This is a genomic window from Myxococcus sp. MH1, assembly GCF_059738865.1.
Window position 1 is genome coordinate 6,330,578 of the sequence record NZ_AP026947.1, and the last position, 21,398, is coordinate 6,351,975.

The 21,398-nt window shown below is 70.2% G+C and carries 8 protein-coding genes; 4 read left to right on the forward strand and 4 right to left on the reverse strand.

Features of this window, described 5'->3' with window-relative positions; all coding sequences use genetic code 11:
• Positions 1-164: 164 nt before the first annotated feature.
• The 3 genes from AC6JA9_RS24465 to mltG form a co-directional block, all read right to left on the reverse strand.
• Positions 165-3,140 carry a CBM96 family carbohydrate-binding protein gene (locus AC6JA9_RS24465; RefSeq protein ID WP_497957933.1) on the reverse strand — a complete coding sequence of 992 codons (2,976 nt, stop codon included), beginning with the start codon at positions 3,138-3,140 and terminating at the stop codon, positions 165-167.
• Between the two features lie 165 nt (positions 3,141-3,305).
• The gene (locus tag AC6JA9_RS24470; RefSeq protein WP_497957934.1) at positions 3,306-6,209 is read right to left on the reverse strand and encodes a CBM96 family carbohydrate-binding protein; all 2,904 of its coding nucleotides are present in this window, start codon (positions 6,207-6,209) and stop codon (positions 3,306-3,308) included.
• A gap of 237 nt (positions 6,210-6,446) precedes the next feature.
• Positions 6,447-7,463, reverse strand: a complete 1,017-nt coding sequence (gene mltG, locus AC6JA9_RS24475) for an endolytic transglycosylase MltG (protein WP_141330544.1) — start codon at positions 7,461-7,463, stop codon at positions 6,447-6,449.
• Positions 7,464-7,675: 212 nt separating this feature from the next.
• On the opposite strand from mltG, the gene AC6JA9_RS24480 reads away from it, so the two are divergent.
• The 3 genes from AC6JA9_RS24480 (at position 7,676) to AC6JA9_RS24490 (ending at position 16,216) form a co-directional block, all read left to right on the forward strand.
• Complete coding sequence (locus AC6JA9_RS24480; protein WP_223747271.1) at positions 7,676-8,542, forward strand: alpha/beta fold hydrolase; 867 nt, start codon at positions 7,676-7,678, stop codon at positions 8,540-8,542.
• A gap of 263 nt (positions 8,543-8,805) precedes the next feature.
• Complete coding sequence (locus AC6JA9_RS24485) at positions 8,806-12,285, forward strand: Ig-like domain-containing protein (RefSeq protein ID WP_497957935.1); 3,480 nt, start codon at positions 8,806-8,808, stop codon at positions 12,283-12,285.
• 415 nt (positions 12,286-12,700) lie between these two features.
• Positions 12,701-16,216 (forward strand): Ig-like domain-containing protein, encoded by a 3,516-nt coding sequence (locus tag AC6JA9_RS24490; RefSeq protein WP_497957936.1) that lies wholly within the window; start codon positions 12,701-12,703, stop codon positions 16,214-16,216.
• A gap of 411 nt (positions 16,217-16,627) precedes the next feature.
• Here the strand turns inward: AC6JA9_RS24490 and AC6JA9_RS24495 are convergent, their stop codons facing one another.
• Positions 16,628-19,024, reverse strand: a complete 2,397-nt coding sequence (locus tag AC6JA9_RS24495; protein WP_223783744.1) for a transglycosylase SLT domain-containing protein — start codon at positions 19,022-19,024, stop codon at positions 16,628-16,630.
• 107 nt (positions 19,025-19,131) lie between these two features.
• On the opposite strand from AC6JA9_RS24495, the gene AC6JA9_RS24500 reads away from it, so the two are divergent.
• A complete protein-coding gene (locus tag AC6JA9_RS24500) occupies positions 19,132-21,375 on the forward strand; it encodes an ATP-binding protein (RefSeq protein WP_223747267.1) in 2,244 nt (747 codons plus the stop codon).
• Positions 21,376-21,398: the final 23 nt, after the last annotated feature.

Below are 21,398 nucleotides of genomic sequence, written 5' to 3' on the forward strand. Positions count from 1 at the left end.
TCACGTGACCTCTCCCTCGCGTGCTGCCACTGAATTGGGAAAGCAACAGGTGCGCCAACGCGTGTGAGTCATTGGACCACTCGCAGTGTCTACGATTGACATGAAAATGCGACCGCCCGGTCAGCGGACCGAGCGGTCGCGAACATCACGTCAGGGATTGCGGGTCAGCGCCGGAGCTTGAAGTGCAGCAGGTCCGAGCGCTGGGCCATGGAGGTGTACCAGGTGCCCTCCAGCTCGAAGGCCCCCGCGAAGTCACCGGTGACGATGACGCCCTCGCCCGCGGGCGTCAGGCGCAGGTCCGACTGGAGCACGTCGAGCACGCGGACCCAGCGCGGCTCCAGCGAGGCCGTGAAGCTCGCCACCGTCGGACGCGGCGGCGAGGTGACGCCCGGCGGCCCCACTTCGCCCAGCCCGAGCAGCCCGCCGAAGCCCCCCAGCGACACCACCAGGTTGCCCGCACCGTCCAGTACCAGGTCGTGGAAGAAGCTGGAGTGAGCGGGCGTCTGCTGGAAGTGCCGCAGCGACACCTCCTCGCCCGTGGCGCTCAATCGGCCGAGGACCGCGTCCCAGGGACCTCCCTCGTACTCGTCCGGCTCCTTGCTGAGGTAGGTGCGCCCACCGAAGACGAGGCCTCCCTCGAAGCTCGCGGCGAAGGCCACGCCGCCGTCCGGAAGCACGACGACCCCCGTCATCCTGGAGTGGTTCACGCCCATCCCCCGGGACCACTGATAGGCGCCGCTCGGGCTCCATCGCACGACGAACAGGCCATTGCGGTAGACGGGGCCATCACCGAAGTCGATGCCCTGCCCCGTGGTGCCGCCCACGGTGATGTTCTCCTGCGCGTCCACCGTGAGGGCCGTGGCCTGGGCGCCTCGGATGCCCGGTGACTTGAGGGTCCTGGCCCACGCATAGGCCCCATCCCACTGGAGCTTCACGATGAAGCTGTTCGGGCGGGAGTCGTCGTAGGGGAAGGTCTTGCCGGAGTGCAGCTCCCCGCCACCGAAGTCCGTCTTCCCCCAGAAGCTGCCCGTCACCACCGCGCTGCCATGCGCGTCCGTGGCCAGGTCGAACACCGCCATCGGGTTCTCGTGGCGCACCGTGCCGTCGTCGAACCAGGCGGTGTAGCCGCGCGTCCAGTCCACCGCTCCCGACGGCGTCAGCTTCATCACGAACAGGCCCGTGTTCCCGGCCAGGGGCAGCGGGCCCTTGCCCAGGTCCGGCGCGCCCCGGTACTCACCGGCGACGAGCACGTTGCCCAGCGTCGTCACCGTCACCTTGCGGAGCTCCACACCCGGCTGGGCGAACTCGCGCGACCACGCGACGCCGCCGTCCTCACGGTGCAGCGTGACGACGTCCGTCTGCGAGGACCAGGGCGTGCTGTCCAGCGTCTGCTCCACCGCGCTCAACACGACGAAGCCGCCACCAGGCACGGGCGCCGTGTCCCTCGAACGCTCGGCCTCCGGACGGCCGGCCTGCGTGCCCTCCAGCGTCCCTCCCGCGGGGTTCGTGCCGCGATACGAGCAGAACGGCTCGCTCTCCGTGACGATGACCAGCCGGGGCGCGGCGTGCAGGATATAGCCCCAGTGCGCGTCGACCGAGGCGAAGCTCAGCCCGTCGGACGAGTCCGGCACCAGCCCGAAGGCGTGGCGACCCGGCGCCGTCACCTCGCTCGTCACGTCGTACTCCACCCACTGGTCCTTCTTCACCGGGCCCAGGTCTCCGAAGGGGTAGAGCGTGGTGGGCTGCTGGTGCCAGTTGATGGTGTACGGGTCGAAGGGCCGGGCCTTGAAGATGCGCGGGCCGCTGCCCGTCGCCTCCAGGGCGTAGAGCTGGAGCAGCACACGGCGGACCTGTCCCGGGAACGGCTGCACGTCGAAGTCCAGGTAGCTGACGGCTCCCGGCGATGCGTCCACGCGCAGCGTCGCCTCGCGATGGAACGTCCGGGTGCCGTGGAGCGCGTCGACATAGGTGTCATGCAGCGGGAGCACCGTCGTCGTCTGGAGCTCGCGGCGTGTGAGGCAGGCATCCATCGGCGCCTCGCGGGGAGTCCCCGTCCAGATGAGGAGCTGGGGAGGATTCGCCGACGACAGGTCGGACTCGCGCGAGTGGAACGTCACCGCGTCCGCGGACCTCCCGTAGAGCCCCAGCGTCACGCTCCCATTGCCGCGCACGTGCGCCGTCACGTCGTAGTCGACATAGCCCCAGGGCTCCAGGAACGGCATGCGGTCCAGCTCACGGCCCGTCTTCGTCGGGCGGGTGCTCCAGGTGACGCTCGCCTCATTCCAGGGGCCCTGGGTCGCGAAGACGGACGGGCCGCCCGTCGTGCCGTCGAACCCCAGGTGGAGCCGCAGCACCGCGCGCTGCACGGTCTCCGGCAGCCCCTGGACGTTGAAGCGCAGGTGCACCTCGCGCTCCGGGGCATTGCCCACCACGAGCGTGTCGGCGCTGCCTCCCGCGGACGACGTCGGCGCGTCGGCGGAGACGAACGTGTCGGCGACGGCGACCAGGGTCAGCGGAGGGCTGGCCACCGCGAGGGGCACCAGCGGGTTCGTGGGGTGGTCCGGCGCGCTCTCGACGGTGAGCAGCAGTTGGGGGCGCAGCGCGGGGTCGGGATGCTCACTGGAGGCGATGGTGACGGCGTCGTCCCCATCCGCCTTCAAGAAGAGGTCATTGAAGGCGTTGGGACCGACGTGGACGTTGGTGACGTCGAACTCCATCCACGAGCCATCCGGCACCACCGCCGACGTGGCGAGCCACGAGGTGGCGTGCACGGGCCGCGTGTTCCACGTCGTCTCCTCGTTCCAGCTCCGGTACACGCCCGGCCCATGGGCGGTGGGCCCATCCGAGGAGCCCTCCATCGCATACACCCGCAACCTCGCCGTGGTGATGCGCCCCTCCGGGATGGGGTCGACGAAGAAGCGCAGGTACGCCTCCGACTCGGGAGCGCGCCCCACGACCAGTGTCTGTGATGAGCCGAAGCTCGACGTCGGCTGCGCGGCGGACACATGCGTGTCCGCCATCGCGATGGTGCTCACCGTGCGCGTGACCAGCGCGTCACGCTCCTGCTCGATGACTTCCGTCTGTGAAACCGAAACACCTTCCTGGGCACCCCCGCACCCACCCAGGAAGACCAGTGCCACTCCCAGACCCCCACCCACGGCTCCCACTGTCCACCGATTCACGTCATCTCTCCCTCGCGTGCTGCCATTGCGATGGGAAAGCAACAGGTGCGCCAACGCGTGCGGGCGCGAGCCCCACCGTGGGTGCCCGCGCCCGTCCCCCGCGCAACGAAGATTCGAGCCTCGCTAGGGCCGCAGCAGCAGGTGCAACACGTCCGAGCGGCGTGACGTCGGCGTGTACCAGACGCCATCCACCTCGAACGCGCTGACCAGGTCTCCCGTGAAGAGGATGCCGCCCGGCTGCGGCGTGAGCAGGAGGTTCGACGGGAGCAGGTCGAACACCCGGACCCAGCGCGTCTCCAGCGCGCCCGTGAAGCTGGCCACCGTGGGCCGGTACGGCGCCTCCGACTCCGACGGGCCCACGTCTCCCAGGCCCAGCAGACTCCCGCCGCCCGCCTGCGTCGTCACAAGGTGCCCCTGGGCGTCCACGATGAGGTCCTGGAACGTCAGCTCACGGAACGTGCGCAGCACCACGTCCGCCCCCGTGGCGCCCAGCCGACCGAGCATCGTGTCCCGAGGCCCGCCGTCGTACTCGTCCGGCTCGCGGCTGGCGTAGGGCTGGCCCGCGAAGTCGAAGCGGCCACCGAAGTCTCCGATGAACGCGACACCGCCGTCCGGCATGACGGCCAGGGCACGCAGGCTGCTGAAGTAGACCGGGATGACGCGCACCCAGCCGAGCGCACCGCTCGCGTCCCACCGCGCCACGAACGGACCGATTCGCGCGTCCGGTCCCGCGCCGAAGTCCGTCGCCCTCCCCGCCCAGCCGCCCACGGTGACCTGCCCTCCGGCGTCCACCGCCACGCTCGTCGCCTCCGTGCCGCGCAGCGTGTCCGCCAGGAGCAGCTTCGCCCACTGATAGCCCCCCTGCCCGTCCAGCTTCAGCACGTACGAGTTCGGATACGTGTCGTCATAGGGGAACGGCTTGCCGGAGTAGACGGGCCCGGCGCCGAAGTCCGTGTAGCCCCAGAAGGTGCCCACCAGCACCGCGCCGCCCTGCGCGTCCGTGGCCAGGTCGAGCACCTGCATCGGATTGTCGAGCCGCTCGTCGGCCCGCTGGAACCACGCGGTGTAGCCCCGCGCCCACGCCACCGCGCCCGACGCCGTCAGCTCCAGCACGAACATGCCGGTGCCCTGGGGCAGCGCGCCCGTCCCCAGGTCCGGTGTCCCGGCGTAGGAGCCGGCGGCGAGCACGTGTCCCCGCGCCGTCACCGCCACCCTCGAGAAGGAGACCTGCGCCTGCGTGAAGGCCCGCGTCCACACGACGCTCCCGTCCGCGCGGTGCAGCGTGACGACGTCCGTCCGCTCGGCAGACGGAGGGGCATCCCGCGTCTGCTCCTGGTGGCTGAGGACGACGAAGCCCCCGCCTGGCGCGGGCGCGGTGTGGTGCGAGCGCTCCGCCTCCGCCGCCGTGGACTGCTTCACCCACGCCGTCGTCCCCGAGGGCCGGGTGCCCCGGTACGAGCAGCGCGGCGCCGCGTCCTTGACGACGACGAGCTGGGGCGCGGCGTCGAGGATGCCGCGCTCGCTGGCCTCGGACGAGGCGAAGCGCAACCCATCCGCCGAGTCCGGCACCAACGCGAAGGCATGACGCCCCGACGTCGTCACCACATCGGTCACGTCGATCTCCACCCAGGAGTCCCGCGTCACCGCGCCCAGGTTCGCGAGGGCGCTCCCGCTCACGACGGGGCGATGGGCCCAGTCCGTCGTCGCCTCGTCGAACGGCCGCGCCGAGAACACCTGCGGTCCATTCGCCGACGCATCCAGCGCATACAGGCGCAGCAGCACCCGGCGCACGGGCTGCGTGCCCAGTTGCACGTCGAAGTCCAGGAAGCCCTCCGCTCGAGGTGCCCCATCCACGCGCAGCGAGGCCTCGCGGTGGTACGTCGTCGACGGCGTCTCCGGCGTCGCATACGTGTCATGGAGCGGAGGGATGGTGGTCGCGATGACCTCCTGTCGCGTCATGCAGTCATCGCCCGGCTCGCTCCGAGACGCACCCGCCCACACGAACAGCCGAGGCTCCAGGTCCGCGGCCTCGCGCGAGTGGAACGTCACCTCGTCCCTGGAATTGCCATACAGCCCGAAGGTGACGTCCCCGTTGCCACGCACCTGGTTCGTGACGTCGTACTCCACGAAGCCATAGGGCGCGAGGAACGGCGCCCGGTCCAACGTGCCCCCCACCCGCGCCGGACGCGTGCTCCACGTCAGGCCCGACTCGCTCCACGTGCCCTGGGTCCCGAAGACGGACGGACCGCCCTCCGTACCGTCCGCGGCCACTCGCAAGCGCAACACCGCGCGCTGCACCGTCTCCGTCAACCCCGTCACGGAGAAGCGCAGGTGCGCCTCGCGCCCCGGACTCGTGCCCACGCGCAGCGCCCGCGCCGAGCCACCCTCCGAGGAGCCCGGCGCATCCTCGGAGACGAACGTGTCCGCGCTCGGCGCGAAGGACACCGGCGCACCGGACACCGTCAGCGGCACGGGGCGCGGCGGCGGATGGTCCGACGCGGACTCCAACGTGAGCACCAGCTGGGGACGCAGGGCCGGGTCGGGGTGCTCGCTCGACGCGAGCGTCATGCCGTCCGTGCTGTCCGCGCGCAGGAACACGTCCACGTAGCTGCCCTGGGAGATGGACATGTCGCTGACGTCCAGCTCCATCCAGGTGCCGCTGGCCACGGCGCCCGCGCTGACCACGCCCCAGTACCCGCCCCAGTCCGGGCGGTTGCTCCACGTCGTCAGCTCGTTCCACGAACGCACGCCGGGCGGGTCGTACACCGTGGGGCCATCGACCGAGCCATCCACCGCGAAGACCCGCAGCCGCGCCGTCGTCACCGTGCCGGAGAAGGGCTCGATGAAGAAGCGCAGGTAGGCCTCGGACTCGGGAGCGCGGTCCACCTCCAGCGTGGGCGAGGAGCCGAAGCTCGTCGTCGGCGACGTCGCCACCACGTGCGTGTCCGCGCCCGCGCCGAACGTCACCGTCCGGGTGACCAGCTCCTCGTCACTCGACTCCGGGCGCGTGTCCGGGGACGACTCCACCGGAGGAGTGGCACTCCGTTCCCCTGGTTGGGAAGGCCCGCACCCACCCAGGAGCCCGAGCGCCACACCCAGCCCCCACCCCACCGCCCCGACTGTCTTGCGCCGCACGGCACCTCTCCCTCGTGTTCAACGAGGGAGGTCGCTGAGCAACAGGTGCGCCAGCGATTGGCCACCCGAGGACAGATGGAGCCGAGGCACCGCTCCCCCGCCTCCTCGGCGGGGGGGCGCCATCCAGGCTCAGTACACGTTGTACTTCTTGCGCAGCGCCTCGTGCTCGTCCGCGTTGCGCGAGGGGTGCAGGTTCTTCTGCGCGTCGTGCAGGTAGTACCAGAACTCGCTCGGCTTCGGCGCCATCGCGGCCTGGAGCGACTCCACCGTGGGCGCGCCGATGGGACCCGGCGGCAGGCCCTTGCGGTGCCGCGTGTTGTAGGGGTCCTCGGGGTCTCGCAGGCGCTTGAGGAACTCCTTGCGGTCGTTCCACTGCGCCAGCACGTAACGCGACGTCGCGTCCACGCCGAGCGGGAAGCCCTTGTCCACGCGCTTCCAGAGGATGCCCGCCACCAGGGGACGCTGCGCGGGCACCGGCTCCTCGCGCTCCAGCATGGAGGCCATCACCACCACCTCGTGCAGCGAGCGTCCGCTCCTGGCGATGGCGTCCTTGTTCGGCGTGTAGAAGCGCGCGGCGAAGGCGTCCAGCTGCCGCTGGATGAGGTCCTCCACGTCCACGTCCCCTGGGATGATGCCGTACGTCTCCGGGTAGAGGTAACCCTCCAGCGTGGTGACGGGCAGCGGGAACGGCGCCTTGAAGCGGCTGGGGTTGCTGGCCGCCGCGATGTACTCGCCCGGCTTGATGAGGTTCGCCGCGACGAGCGCCGCGTCCGTGTCGCGAAGCCGCCAGCCCTCCACCACCACGAACGGGATGTCGTCCGGGAGCGGGTTGCCCTCCAGCGCCTTGGCCAGCTCCGCCACCGTCATGGACGGGCTCACCGGATGACGCCCCGCCTTGGGCGAGAACCCACCCCGACGGAACAGGTGGTAGCGCCAGACCCTGGTGTCCGAGAGCAACCCCTGCGTGACGAGCAGGCCGCCCAGGCCCCTGCCCGAGGTTCCCTTTGGGACGGTGAACTCCACCACGGGCGCACCCGGAGCGGCGACGGCCTTGTTGACCGCCCCCTCCATCACCACGAAGGCACCCACACCCGCCACCGCCGCCAACACGATGACCACTGCCAGAGCCGCGAGGACTTTCTTCATCGCGGCGCAGGGTAGCACCGCCGACGCGGCCTGCATCCTTCCGTGTCATCGGATGTCCGCTCCCAGGCGCTCCCCTGCTGGCCAGCCTGGTCGGCTCCCTCCGCCTGGCACCCGAATCGCCGTCCGTCCGCGCGCCCGGGTTCAATGGCGTCCCCTGATTCAGGTCCCCATCTTCGCGACGGTTGCACCCACCCGAAACGCGAGGACATGCCATGGCGACACAAGCGTCCACAGGGGCCGGGAAGATCTCCGGCAGCTACCTCACCACCCGCGACGGCACGCAGATCTACTTCAAGGACTGGGGCCCCCGGGATGGCCAGCCCGTCGTCTTCTCGCACGGCTGGCCGCTGTCGGCCGACGCGTTCGAGGACCAGATGATGTTCCTGTCGGACCGCGGCTATCGGACCATCGCGCATGACCGGCGGGGCAATGGTCGCTCGTCACAGCCGTGGAGCGGGCATGACATGGACCACTTCGCGGACGACCTCGCGGAGCTGACCTCGGCGCTGGGGTTGAGCAAGGCCGTGCACGTGGGCCACTCGACGGGCGGTGGCGAGGTGGCCCGGTACATCGGCCGGCATGGCACCTCGCGCGTGGCGAAGGCGGTGCTCATCGGCGCCGTGCCCCCCATCATGCTCAAGACGGACTGGCACCCCAACGGGCTCCCCATGAAGGTGTTCGACGACATCCGCGCAGGCGTGCGCTCCGACAGGGCGTCGTTCTTCCGCGAGCTGAGCCTGGCGTTCTTCGGCTTCAACCGCCCGAACGCGAAGGTCTCCGAGGGACTTCGTGACACGTTCGTCATGCAGGGGCTGATGGCCTCCATCAAGGCCGAGTACGACACCGTCAAGGCCTTCTCGGAGACGGACTTCCGCGCGGACCTGGCGAAGTTCGACGTGCCCACGCTGGTCATGCACGGTGATGACGACCAGATCGTCCCCTTCGAGGGCGCGGGCAAGCTCACCGCCACCCTGGTCAAGGGCGCGAAGCTCAAGGTCTACCCCGGCTTCAGCCACGGCATGTGCGCGGTCAACAAGGGCATCATCAACGAGGACCTGCTCGCCTTCATCCAGGGCTGACGCCACCACGGGCCGCGCGGACACGCCCCGTTCGCGCGGCCCGTCGTTCTTCTCCAGGTGAGGACAGCCCTCGAGCGGATTCGCGTGCGACGCGGACGTCCGACGTCCGTTCATGACGCAAGCCCCCCCGGCCTCGGCTCCCTTCGAGGTCAACCATGTGGTCGTCACGGATGCGAACGCGAGCCATCGCGGCGTTCGTCCTTTGTCTCGGGGTGTCGGGCGTTCAGGGGCGCGCGTGGGGTGCCACGCCACAGTCGGGGCCCGTGCTCTCCACGGAGCGGCCGGCAGGCGCCACGAGACGGGGCCCGGCGCACCTGAGCCAGACCGAGTCCGCCCTCGCCTGGGGCACCTCGACCTACCTCGCGGCCTGGGTGGACGAGCGCCACGGCATCCATGGGGAAGGCGGAGAAGGGACGCAGGTCTACGCGACCCGGCTGAACGCCTCGGGGGAGGTGCTGGACCCCGCGGGCATCCGGTTGACCCGGGGCTCCCATGTGCCGCTCTATCAGCAGGGCATCTCCATCGCCGGGGACAGCACGGGCTTCCTCGTGGTCTGGCAGGACGCCTCGGTCGACGGCAACACCGTCGCGCCCCTGCGCGGCACACGCGTGGGCGCGGATGGACAGGTCCTGTGGGCCGACCGGGAGTTGCTCCGCCCGAAGCCCGGCACCTCCACGCGGACCAGCCTGGCATTCACCGGTGACGGCTATCTGCTGGTCTGGGACGAGGAGTCGGACATGGGGGTGGAACACGTTCGCGCCACGCGGGTGGAGCTGGATGGAACGGTGCTCGACCCCGACGGCGTGGAGCTGGGCGAGGGCGGCGCCGGGACAGTGACCTGGACACCCCAGGGCGGGTTCATCACCTACGGGTCCCGGGGCGTCTGGGGCGTCCGGGTGAACACACGTGGAGAGGCCCAGGGGAGCGCGTTCCGCATCAGCGCACCTGAAGCCACGCGCGCCAGCCCACCCCACCTCGCGTCCGATGGCACGAACCACCTGGTCGTCTGGACCGAGCCGGAGGCGGAGAACAGCGGGAGACAGAACGTCATGGGCGCGCGGGTCAGCGCCACGCAGGGTGTCCTCGGGGCGCCGTTCTCCCTCCACGACGCCCCCGCCTTCCAGCCCTCTCCGCAGGTCGCCTTCAATGGCACGAACTACGTGGTGACGTGGCAGGACGACCAGAGCCTCAACAGCGCGCGTGTCACCACCGTCTACGCCAAACGCGTGTCTCCGGCCGGCGCGGTGCTGGATGCCAGCGGCTACATCGTGCGGCGCAACCCGGGGAACGTCTTCCTCTTGCAGGAGGCGATGGCGGCCTCCGGCACGGACATCCTCCTCGTCTGGCAGAGCGACTTCGAGGCCCCCGACTCCACCCTCCACGCCTCGCGGCTGGACAGCACGGGAGCGCTCCTGGAGGACCATCTCCTCGTCTCGTCGTCGTCCAACCCCCAGCTCTCGCCCGCGCCGGCCGCGGGTGGCAATCACCACCTGGTGGTCTGGAGCGAGCCGAACGCGCTCCCGCAGGGCTCGGACATCTTCGGCACCTTCCTGGATGACGCGGGCGTCGAGCTGACACCGGGCGGCTTCGCCATCACCCAGTCCGCGAGGGACCAACAGCACCCCGCCGTCGCGTTCGACGGCACGAACTTCCTGGTGACCTGGACGGAGACCGACTCCGACACCGTCGACATCATGGCGCGACGGGTCCCCGCGTTCGGGGCCCCCGTCACCCCCGAGTTCCGCCTCCAGCCCAACGAGAGGCCCTCGGCCCGGCCGAGGCTCGCGTGCGACACGAAGACGTGCTTCGTGGCCTGGTACTCCCAGAGCTCCGACCCATCGTGGGACAGAATCGTCGGCAGCTACGTGGGCCCGGATGAAGGTGCGCCTTCCCAGCTCTCATCCACTCAGATCATCGGGCGCGGCCCCCTGGAGCAGGACCTGTCGGTCTCCTTCGATGGAAGTCACTTCCTGCTGGTCTACAGCTCGGGCTTCAGCACGGGCGCGAACCTGATGCGCGTCGAAGGCAAGCGCGTGGCGGCGTCTCCCAACCAGCCCGCCATGAGCACCTTCCCCATCAGCGGGGAGTCACCGGGCCTGCGCGCTCCATCCGTCGCGTTCGATGGGACGAACCATGTTGTCGCGTGGATGGAGGGCTCGCAGGTCCGCGCCGCCCGCGTGAGCCCCGGTGGCGCCGTGCTGGACACTCCGGCCTGGGAGATGTCTCCCGTGGAGGCCTCGCTCGAGCAGCGTCCGAGGGTCGTCTCCGACGGAATCTCCTCGCTCGTGCTCTGGGCCTCGCGGCCTCCCGAGGGCTCGACGCTCAACACGATTCATGGCACCCGGACGATGGCGTTCGACAGCACCCCGGGCACGCCCCAGGTCCTGGCCGCCGCGCCGTGGAGCGACACCTTCGCCGCGGGCACGTCCGTGAAGCGCGGGCAGTTCCTCGTGGCCTACTCCCGGTTCGAGGGGCCGCCGCATGGCACACACCGGGTCTTCACGCGCGCTGCCCGCTACAACACCGCGCCCCAGGTGACGGACCGTTCGTACGACCTGGTGGAGAGCACGCCGCTCGACCTCACGCTCACCGCGCGCGACGTGGAGGGTGACGACGTCACGTTCAGCGTCAGCGAGAGGCCAGCGCACGGAGCGGTGACGGGCACACCGCCCGACGTCACGTACACGCCCGAGTCCGGGTTCCGGGGCGAGGACCGCTTCCAGTTCACCGCGACCGATGCCCAGGGCATGGCGAGCACCGCCACCGTCCGGGTGAAGGTCCTCCGCGCGCCCGTGGCGCCTCAGGTGGTGCCGCTCGACGTCGAGTTGGACGAGGACACGAGCGTCACCCTCCGCTTGCTGGCCACGGATGAGAACGGCGATGTGCTGACGTATCTGATCGGCCCGCTGCCCATGCACGGCACGCTCATGGGGACACCGCCGGACCTCTCGTACACGCCGCACCCGGACTTCAGCGGCACCGACTTCTTCGAGTACGCCGCGAGCGATGGCGACCTCGAGTCCGCGCGGGTCCGGGTGAGCATCACCGTGCATCCCGTCGATGACGCGCCGGTCGCCGAGGACTCGTCCTATGTCGTGGACCGGGACGCCTCCGTCGCCATCGTGCTGAAGGCCCACGACGTGGATGGAGATGCGCTCACCTACTCCGTGGCGCAGCCGCGGAATGGGACGCTCACCGGCACCGCGCCGGACCTCGTCTACACACCCTTCCCCAATGCCCGGGAGGACGAGTCGCTCGTCTTCACCGTGAGCGACGGGAAGCGTGTGGCCACGGGCACCGTCACCATCGACGTCCGGTTCCTGAACGTGCCGCCCTTCGCCGTGGATCAACAGGTCTCCGTCAACCCCGGCGAGAGCATCGACATCGAGCTCGACGTCGAGAACCTGGACGGTGACGTGTTGACCTACGAGCTCACCGAGCGGCCCGCCTCGGGCACGCTGTCCGGCGAGCCGCCCCACCTGCGGTTCCAGGCGAGCGACTCGTTCACCGGCCAGGTGTCCTTCACCTACGTCGTCAGCGATGGTCTGGAGTCAGCGACCGGCCGCGTGTTCATCCGGTCTCTGGCCAGACCGGTGGATCCGCCCGCCGGGAAGTCAGGAGGATGCTCGTCGTCCGGCGGCGCACCGTCGCTGATGCTGGTGCTCGGCGTCCTCGCTCTGCTCGCGCGGCGACAGCGCGTCCTCGGCCTCGTGAGGGCACGCGCCACGAAGCACCTCGGCTGAAACCGGGAGTCATGCGTGGGCCCGCGTCGCTTCGGGCCCACGCGCGGCATTCGAGCCCACCTCATGGAAGCCTGGCTTCAGCCGTCCCGCGGGCTCGACGGTGCCCCACGCATGCGGAAGTCATGATGATTCCGTGATGAGCGCCTTCTCCCCTTCGGGTTGAAGTGCCACCGACGAAACACCCCCCCGGCCTCGACTCCCAGCGAGGTCAGACATGTCTTCATCGTGGATGCGAGCGCGAGCCATCGCCGCGCTCATGGTGTGTCTTGGGATGTGCATGAGGCCGAGCCCTGCATGGGGCACCACCTCATCGAGGAGTGTGTCCGTCGCGGCTGTATCTCGCGGGCCCGACACCGCGACGCACGACGCCTGGTCCGCAGGGCAGCTCGGGCACTTCCTGGCCCCATCGCACGGATTGGACCTGGTTCCTGCCCAGGGCACCCCGCCCTTCCTCTCATCGGAGCGCGACGTGGGCGCGCGGCAGCTCGGCCCCGCACGCAGGACGCAGTCCACACCGAGGGCCGCGTCGGATGGGACGAACTTCCTGGTCGTGTGGATCGACGACCGGGACGAACGCAACGCGAGCCAGCTTCGCGCGACACGCGTGAGTCCGTCGGGAGAGCTGTTGGACCCGCTCGGGATTGCGCTGCCGGGGAGCGAGACCCGGCATCCGCCCGCCGTGGTTTTCGACGGCACGAACTACCGCGTCGTCTGGGTGGGCCAGGCCCCGACGGGAGGAACGCTCCTCAACAGCGTCCGGGTCCGTCCGGACGGCACTCTTGTCGAGGCCACACCGCAGGTCATCGTCCCCGCCCCCTCCGCGTCCCATCGGGAGTTCGTCGAAGTGACGCTCGTCTCCAACGGGGTGGACCTCCTCCTCGTCTGGGGCGAGCGGGAGGTCGCCTCCTCCGAGACGCCTCAGCTTCGCACGACCCGGGTGAGCCTGGACGGGCTCCCGGCGACCCCTGTCGGCCACGAGCTGTACCACGGGGGTGACGCGAGGGTGGCCTGGAGTGGCTCGGAGTATCTCGTCGTCTCCAATGGGGTCTTCCTCTCCAACAACGCCCTCTGGGGCGCGAGGCTGGACGCGAGCGGCGCGCTCATCGAGCGCATCTTCCTGGAGCGGCCCCAGGGGCGCATCCTGGGGCATCCCGCCATCGACTCAGACGGCGAAGGGTACTTCGTCACCTGGAGCGAGGCCCACGACGTCAACCGCACCGCCGTCGCGGTCATGGGAGCACGCGTGAGCGCCGCGGGCGTGATGGCGACCGCCGTCACACTCTTCTCCGGCGCGGGTGACCGACGGCCCGTGGGCGTGGCGTTCGACGGCACGAACCACGTGGTGGCCTGGACTGACTACGCGGGGGGCGAGCCCTACGACTCGGGTGGCCTGCGCGCCACGCGCATCAGTCGCGCGGGCGCCGTGCTCACCCCGGCCAGCATCGTCCTCCGGAGGAACACCGTGGATGGAGCACGTCAGGCCACCGGGCTGGCGCTGAGCCAGGGCTCCGTGCTCGTCGCGTGGCACGACGCCTCCCCCGCGAGTGATGAGCAGGACACGTGGGCCTCGGTGATGAGCCTGTCGGGAACCGTCCTGAAATCAGAGCAGCGGCTCAGCAGCTCCACGAATACGCAGACCTTCCCCGCCATCGCCACGGATGGCCATGGGTACCTGGTCGTCTGGACGAACCGCACCCAGACGCCCCGGTTCGAGGACATCCATGGAACCTTCCTGAGCGCGGCGGGCACGGAGCTGACGCCTGGAGGCTTCGTCATCAGCGACGCCGTGGGAGTCCAGCGGTCCCCCACAGTCGCGTTCGATGGGACGCAGTACCTGGTGGTCTGGCAGGACGAGCGCGCCACGCCCCAGAAGCCCAAGCTTTACGGTCGGAGGATTCCGCCGCCCGGCCACGGAGCGCGCGGAGCCGAGTTCCCCATCCCGACGGAGTACGAGTACAACATGGACCAGCAGGTCGCCTGCGGCGGTGGCGCATGCCTGGTGACCTGGGGGAGCGGCTACCAGATCCTCGCGACACGCGTGAGCGCGGCGGGCGCGGTCCTGGATCCTCAGCCCATCGTCCTGACGCCGGACGTGTGGAACGTCATGGCCGAGCCCTCCGTCTCGTTCGACGGAGCGGACTTCATGGTGATCTGGAACCGCTACCTCCTCGGAGACGGGGTCCATCAACTGGAGGGAGTTCGCGTCGACAAGGATGGACTCCTCCTGGAACCGGGGCGATTCGTGCTCGGGGAGCCGAACAAGGACCTGGTGAGCCGGCCCGGGCTGGCGTTCGACGGGCAGAACCACCTCATGGTCTGGGGGGAGCAGACGACGGTGCGGAGCCAGCGCGTGAGCAGGTCCGGGACCCTCCTCGACCTGGAGCCGCGGGTGCTCGCCTCCGGGCTCGAGGCGCCGAGCACGCCGAACCTTGCATTCGATGGAGAGGGCTTTCTCGTCAGCATCGTGAGCAGGCTGTCCGGGGAACCGTGGCACCACCCCTGGCGGGTCTGGGCCCGGCGCGTGCTGCCCTCGGGCGAAGCCTTCGGAGACCTGATGGAGGTGGCGCCGGACCAGGACCCACACGCGCCTCAAGGCTCGAGCATCGCCTCGGTGGGCCCGGGGCACTTCATGCTGGTCTCCTCGCGACTCAGGGGCGAGCCCCACGCCGCACCGAGGGTCCACACGCGGGAGGTCGCCTACAACGCGGGCCCCGAGGCCGAATCGGGACACGCCGTGCTGGATGAGGACACGCCTCGGCCCATCACGCTCACGGGCACGGACCCGGAGGGCGATGCGCTCGGATTCTTCATCACGGTGCCTCCCGCGCACGGCACGCTGACAGGCACGCCGCCGCAGGTCGTCTACACGCCGGACGAGAACTTCCATGGGACGGACCAGTTCCGGTTCCTCACGAGGGACCGTGGCGCACCCTCGGATGAGGCCACCGTGTCGCTGACGGTGACATCGCAGGAGGATGTCCCCGTCGCGAAGGCGCTCACGCTCTCACTCCAGGAGGACACGGCGGCGCAGCTCGTGCTCGACGGTTCGGATGGAGATGGAGACCCGCTGATGTTCACCGTCACGGTGCAACCCGCGCACGGCACGCTGACGGGCACACCGCCGAGGCTCACGTACACGCCACACGCGGACTTCCATGGCGTGGATGCCTTCGAGTTCGTCGCGAACGATGGCAGGCAGGCTTCGACGCCCGTCGCCGCGTCGCTCACGGTGACACCCGTCAATGACGCCCCCATCGCCCGGGCCGGCCGCTTCACGGTGTCCGCGGCGGGGAGCGTCGAGGTGATGTTGGAGGGCAGCGACATCGATGGCGATACGCTGGCGTACCGCGTGACCCGGCAGCCCATGAGGGGAGCGCTCTCGGGCACACCGCCTCGCCTCGTCTATCGCGCGGATGAAACGGAGCCGGGGGAGGACTCGTTCGAGTTCTCCGTCAGCGATGGCTCGCTCGGCGCGACGGCGATGGTGACGATGGATGTCACCCAGCGGAGGAACCAGGCCCCTGTCATCCGGGAGCAGACCTTCGTCGTCCCGCAGGGCGCGTCCATCGACATCGTGCTGGATGCGGAGGACCCGGACGGCGATGCATTGACGTATGCCATCACCCAGGCGCCCGCGTCGGGCACGCTCACGGGGGAGGCGCCGACGCTGACCTATCGCGCCAGCTCTTCGTTCGCGGGTGAGGCGTCGTTCACGTACACGGCGTCCGACGGGCTCGAGACCGTCATGGGACGGGTGCGCATCGAAGTGCAGGCGCCCCCGGCTCCGCCCAGGACTCCGTCATCCGGTGGCTGCTCGGCGTCACCGGGCACGTCTTCCGTCCCCGTCCTCTTCGCGTGCTTCGCGCTGACGCTGCTCGCGCGTCGGAACAAAGACACGTCCATCGGGCGCGTCCTGAAGCGACCCGGCTGAATCCGTCCTCTTCGAGTGCTTCGCGCCACGCGGGCTCGCGAGGCGAAGCAAGGGCACGTCCATCGGGCGCGCCCTGAAGCGACTCGACTGAGTATCGGCCTCGGGCCCTCGCGATGGTCCGGCGTGGGGGCGCGTTGACGACGGTCCTGGGATGAGGAGGAGGTCGGCGCGGCGACGTCCGGCCTGGATGCGCCGTGACCCGATGCCGGAGGGACGCAGCCACGCACAGGCAGCCTCCGCTTCGACTGCGCGGACAGACAGGCCGATGCCCACGGCGGAGTCACACTTGCGCCGGAGCATGTACCGGACTGCGAGCAACACGGTCGACGGATGCGCCCCAAGTGCCCTCGCGCCCCTGGCGGCGCGCCATGCTCGCTCACGGCCCTGCAGCGTGAGCGAGCCGCTGTGCCCTCACTCCCGGTTCGCGGTCTTGATGACGGGCAGCTTGGGCGCCCGGCCATAGAGCAACTGGTAGGTGTTGTACGAGCGCAGCACGCGCTTGATGTAGCCGCGCGTCTCGGAGATGGGGATCTCCTCCACCCACGCGTCGAGCGGAAGGTCCGGCTTGTCCGCGCGCCAGCGGTTCACCGCGCCCGGCCCCGCGTTGTAGCTGCCCACCGCGTACGGTGTGTGCCCACCGAACTTCTTGAGCAGCCCGCCCAGGTAGTGCGCGCCGAAGCGGATGTTGAGGTCCGGCTGGAGCAGCTGGTCCACCGTGAAGCGCTTGAGCTTCAGCTCGCGCGCCACGCCCTTCGCGGTGGACGGCATGAGCTGCGTGAGCCCCAGCGCGCCGGCCCACGACAGCGCCTTCGGGTCCAACGCGCTCTCCTCGCGCATCAGCGCCTGGAGCAGGTCCGCCTCCACACCCGACACCGCCGTGTGCTTCTCGATGAGGTCGCGGAACGCGTTGGGATACGCCACCTCCCACACCACGCGCGTCTCGCTCGTGATGCGTCCGCTCAAGTCCTTGCGCAGCGCCAACCGGGCCACCGCGTGCGCGGCGCGCTCATCGCCCGCCTCGTGCAGCACCAGCACCAACAAGCGGATGGCCTCCGCGGGCTGGTTCGTCCGGCTCACCGCGAGCAGCTCCGACGACACCGCCTCCGGGAAGCCCAGGCGCAACAGCTCCACGCCCGCGCGGAAGTGCGGGTCCTCACCCACCGGGCCCGCGAACAGCGGCCAGGGACTGGCCGCCTCCGGCACCGCGAAGATCTCCGGGGAGATCCGCTCCAGTCGCTGCGGATCCAACGCGGCCAGCTGCGAGCGCGCCATCAGCCCGTAGTACGTCGCCGGGTGCTCCACGGAGATCTTCTCGAACAGCTCCGCCGCGCCCTGGATGTTGCCCTGGTCCTGGAACGTGCGGGCCCGCCAGTACCGCGCGCGCTCCACGTCGTAGCTCTCGTCCGCCTGCGCGAAGCGCTGCTCGATGCGGTCCAGGAACGACAGGCCCGCGTCCTCCACCTTGCTCGTGCGCGCGATCCAGTACGCCTTGAAGAGCGCCTCGCCCAGGAAGTCCCCCTGGGGATACAGCCGCGACAGCTCGTCCAGCCGCGCCATCGCCTCCTTGGGGCGGCCCGTCTTCACGTACAGGTCCGCCGCGTAGAAGAGCGCGTCGTCCGCGAAGCTGTGGTCCGGGAACTCGCGCGCCAGCCGCTCGTACGTCTCCGTGCCGCGCGACGAGTCGACGATGGAGCGCGACGAGCCGAGCACGTACAGCGCCCGTGCCAGCAGGTCTCTGTCCGTGCACTTCTCCACCACGGGCGACAGCATCTGGATGGCGCGCGTGTGCTCGCGCTCCTTGCGCAGGCCCTTGCCGTAGGAGAAGTGCGCGCGGCACGCCAGCGCGTCCGGGAGCTTCAGCTGCGTGAGCAGCGGCTCCAGCTGCGCCAGGCCCTGCTTGTTGCGGTGCAGCTCCACCAGCGCCTCGCCGCGAGCCACCCGGGCCTCCACCGGCGCCGTCTGCCCCTTGAGCCGCTTGTCGGCCTGGACCGCCAGCGGTGACAACGGATGCGCGCCCCACAGGCGCCACAGCGCGGCGCGCTCGGCGGCCTTGTCCTTCTTCTCCGCGGCGATGTCGGCGATGGCCATCAGCGCCTCGGCACCCACGTTGCGCCCCCAGCTGGGCGCCGCGCGCGAGGTGAGCGGCTCCAGCGCCGCCATGGCCCCTTCCGCGTCCTTCTTCTTGCGCAGCACCCGGGACAGCGCCAGCCGCGCGTCCACGTACAGCCGGGACTCGGGCGGCACCTGGGCCAGCTGCACCGCGGCCTCGTCGTAGCGGCGCAGCCCCTCCAGCGCCACGCCCGAGTGGGTCAGGCACCGGTCCCTCAGCGCGGGGTAGTCCGGCGCCAGGGCGGCCAGCTCCTTCGCGGCGGTCTCCTCGTCCCCCGAGCGCAGCGCGGCCAGCGCGCGCAGGTAGCGCACCGGCGGGCTGTCACCCTCGTCCTTCAAGAGCTCGCGGGCGCGGGCGAAGTGCCCCTTGTCGAAGGCCGCGCGGGCCTCCTTCTTCTTGCCCTCGCCGAAGTACGGCGACAGGTCCTCCAGCGCGTAGCGGCGGCCCCGGTGGACGACGGGTGCGGGCGGCGCGGCGTTGGGGAAGGCCGGGTTGAACACCTCCACGAAGCCAGGCGGCAGCGGCGACTTCTCGGCGTCCGGCGGCGGTGAGAGCTGCGCCTCCGGAGGCGCGTTCTCGGTGTGGGTCGTGGGGGCCTCGGAGGCCTCCGTCCCGGAGGGGGCCGGGGACGAGGGAGCCTGCGCGGACAGCATGAGCGCGGAGGCGATGACGGCGAGCTTGGGCAGGAAGGGCTTCATACGCGGGGCTGGGGAGCCTGGGAGGTGGGCGCGGGCTCGCCCCAGGACAACCGGGGGTGCATGGAAAATTTCCGGAGGCTGTCACAGGTTAGACTGTCCGCCCGCCCATGGACATCCGGACTCAGAGCGCGCTGCTGGCATCCATCATCGGCCTCGCCCTTGGCGTGTCCATGTTGTTGCGCCCGGCCAGGCCCAAGGTGCTCACCCTGTACTCCGTCTTCGCCCTGACGGTGGCCGGGTACTACCTCTCGTTCTTCTTCCACAGCCTCTTCCCCGAGGTGACGTACCCCTGGGCGCACCGCATCACCCTGGGCATCACCGTCCTGGTCGCCTCGCTCATCCCGGGCGCCGCCGTGGGGTTCTTCCTCGAGTTCTTGGATGTCAGCAAGGGAACACACCTGGTGGGCCGCCGGCTCGCCCTCCTGTCGGTCTTCCTGGGCCTGGCCGTGGCGGTCACCCCCCTGGCCGACAAGCTGTGGGCCCGGGTGGCCATGGGCGTCTGGGTGCACGGCTCCCTGCTCGCTTCGGTGTCGTTGCTACTCCACCGGGTCCGCAGCAACGAGTCGCGCATCGAGCAGCTGCGGCTGATGTACCTGGCCATCGGCGCGGCGGCGGGCATCCTGTTCTCCGCGCTGGACTTCATCGGCAGCTCGGTGCCGTTGCCGACGCTGGGGCCGGTCTTCACCACGCTGTACCTGTTCTTCCTCGCGCAGACGCTGCTGCGGCTGCGGCTGATGGACCTGCACGAGCTGCTGGGGAAGATTGCGTCGCAGACGGTGCTGGCGGTGATCCTCGCGGCCGTCTTCACGGTGTTGACGGCGTGGGTGGACGAGGACACGGGCCTGTTCCTGTTCAACACGGTGGTGGCGGCCTTCGTCATCCTCATCCTGTTGGACCCGCTGCGAACAAAGGTGGAGGAGATGGTGGTGCGCATCTTCTTCCGCGAGCGCTTCGCGCTGCTGGACGCGCTGGGGACCTTGCGCGCGCGGATGGCGAACGTCATCGACATCTCCGAGCTGGCCACGCTGGTGCTGGACACGCTGCACGAGACGGGGCGCGTGACGCACTCGTCGGTGTACCTGCTCGCGGAGGACCGGCCCGGCTACCGGCTGCTCGACTCACGCGGGCCGTTGCCGGTGGCGTTCCTCGACACGGCGGCGGCGCGGGGCCTGTTGTTCGCGGTGGCGAGCGGGCAGAAGGCGGTGCTGCTGGAGAACGTGGAGCGCCGAGGCGCGACGATGCGGCTCCAGTCGGTGGAGGGGCGCCGGTATCGCGACGAGCTCAAGCGGTTGAACGACACGCGCGCGGCGCTGGTGCAGATGCGCGCGGGCATCAGCGTGCCGCTGGTGGGCAACGACAGGGTCATCGGCTTCCTGAACCTGTGGGACGAGCGGGTGCCGGAGGCGTACGCGTCCGACGAGATCGCCCTCATCCTGGAGGTGGCGGAGAAGCTGGCGACGGTGCTGGAGAACTCGAAGCTCTACGAGAAGATCCGGGAGCGGGATCGCCTGGCGGCGCTGGGAGAGATGGCGGCGGGTCTGGCGCACGAGATCCGCAATCCGCTGGGGGCCATCAAGGGCGCGGCGCAGTGCCTGGACCCCAGGCGGCTGCCGGGCGAGGACGGCGAGTTCCTGGAGGTCATCGTCGAGGAGGTCAACCGGCTCAACGGCGTGGTGACGGCGTTCCTCGACTACGCGCGGCCGATGAAGCAGAGCTTCGGGCCCACGGACCTGAACGAGGTGGTGACGCGCACCATGCGCCTCATCCAGAACGACGTGCCGTCGAGCGTCGCGCTGGCGGTGGAGCTGGACCTGCAGCTCCCGCGAGTGGACGGAGACGCGGAGCAGCTCAAGCAGGTGCTCATCAACCTGGTCCAGAACGCGGTGCAGGCGCTGGACACGCGCGAGGGGCGAATCACGGTGCGCACGGAGCGGCCGGAGCGCTTCGGTGAGTTCCGCAACGCGGGCGGCGAGCTGTTGGAGGTGCGGGTCTCCGACACCGGCCCGGGCATCCCCTTGGACCAGCAGCCGCACATCTTCGTGCCGTTCTTCACGACGAAGCAGAAGGGCACGGGGCTGGGGCTCGCCATCTGTCAGCGCATCGTGAAGAACCACGGAGGCAGCATCTCCGTGCAGAGCAAGGCGGGCGAAGGCACCACGTTCATCATCCGCATGCCCGCGCTGCCGGTGGAGAAGCCCGTGGAGGCGCTGCCGGAAGGAACGGGAACGCCGCCTCCGGCCACGCGCATCTCCCAGTCGATTCCCGTGCCCGAGGAGCTGCGCGAGCCCCCCAAGCCGCCCTCCCCCGCCCCGCGCGCCAGCAAGCGCGAGCGGAAGCGCAAGGCGGGCTGAGGCTCACGTCACGGGGTGACGCG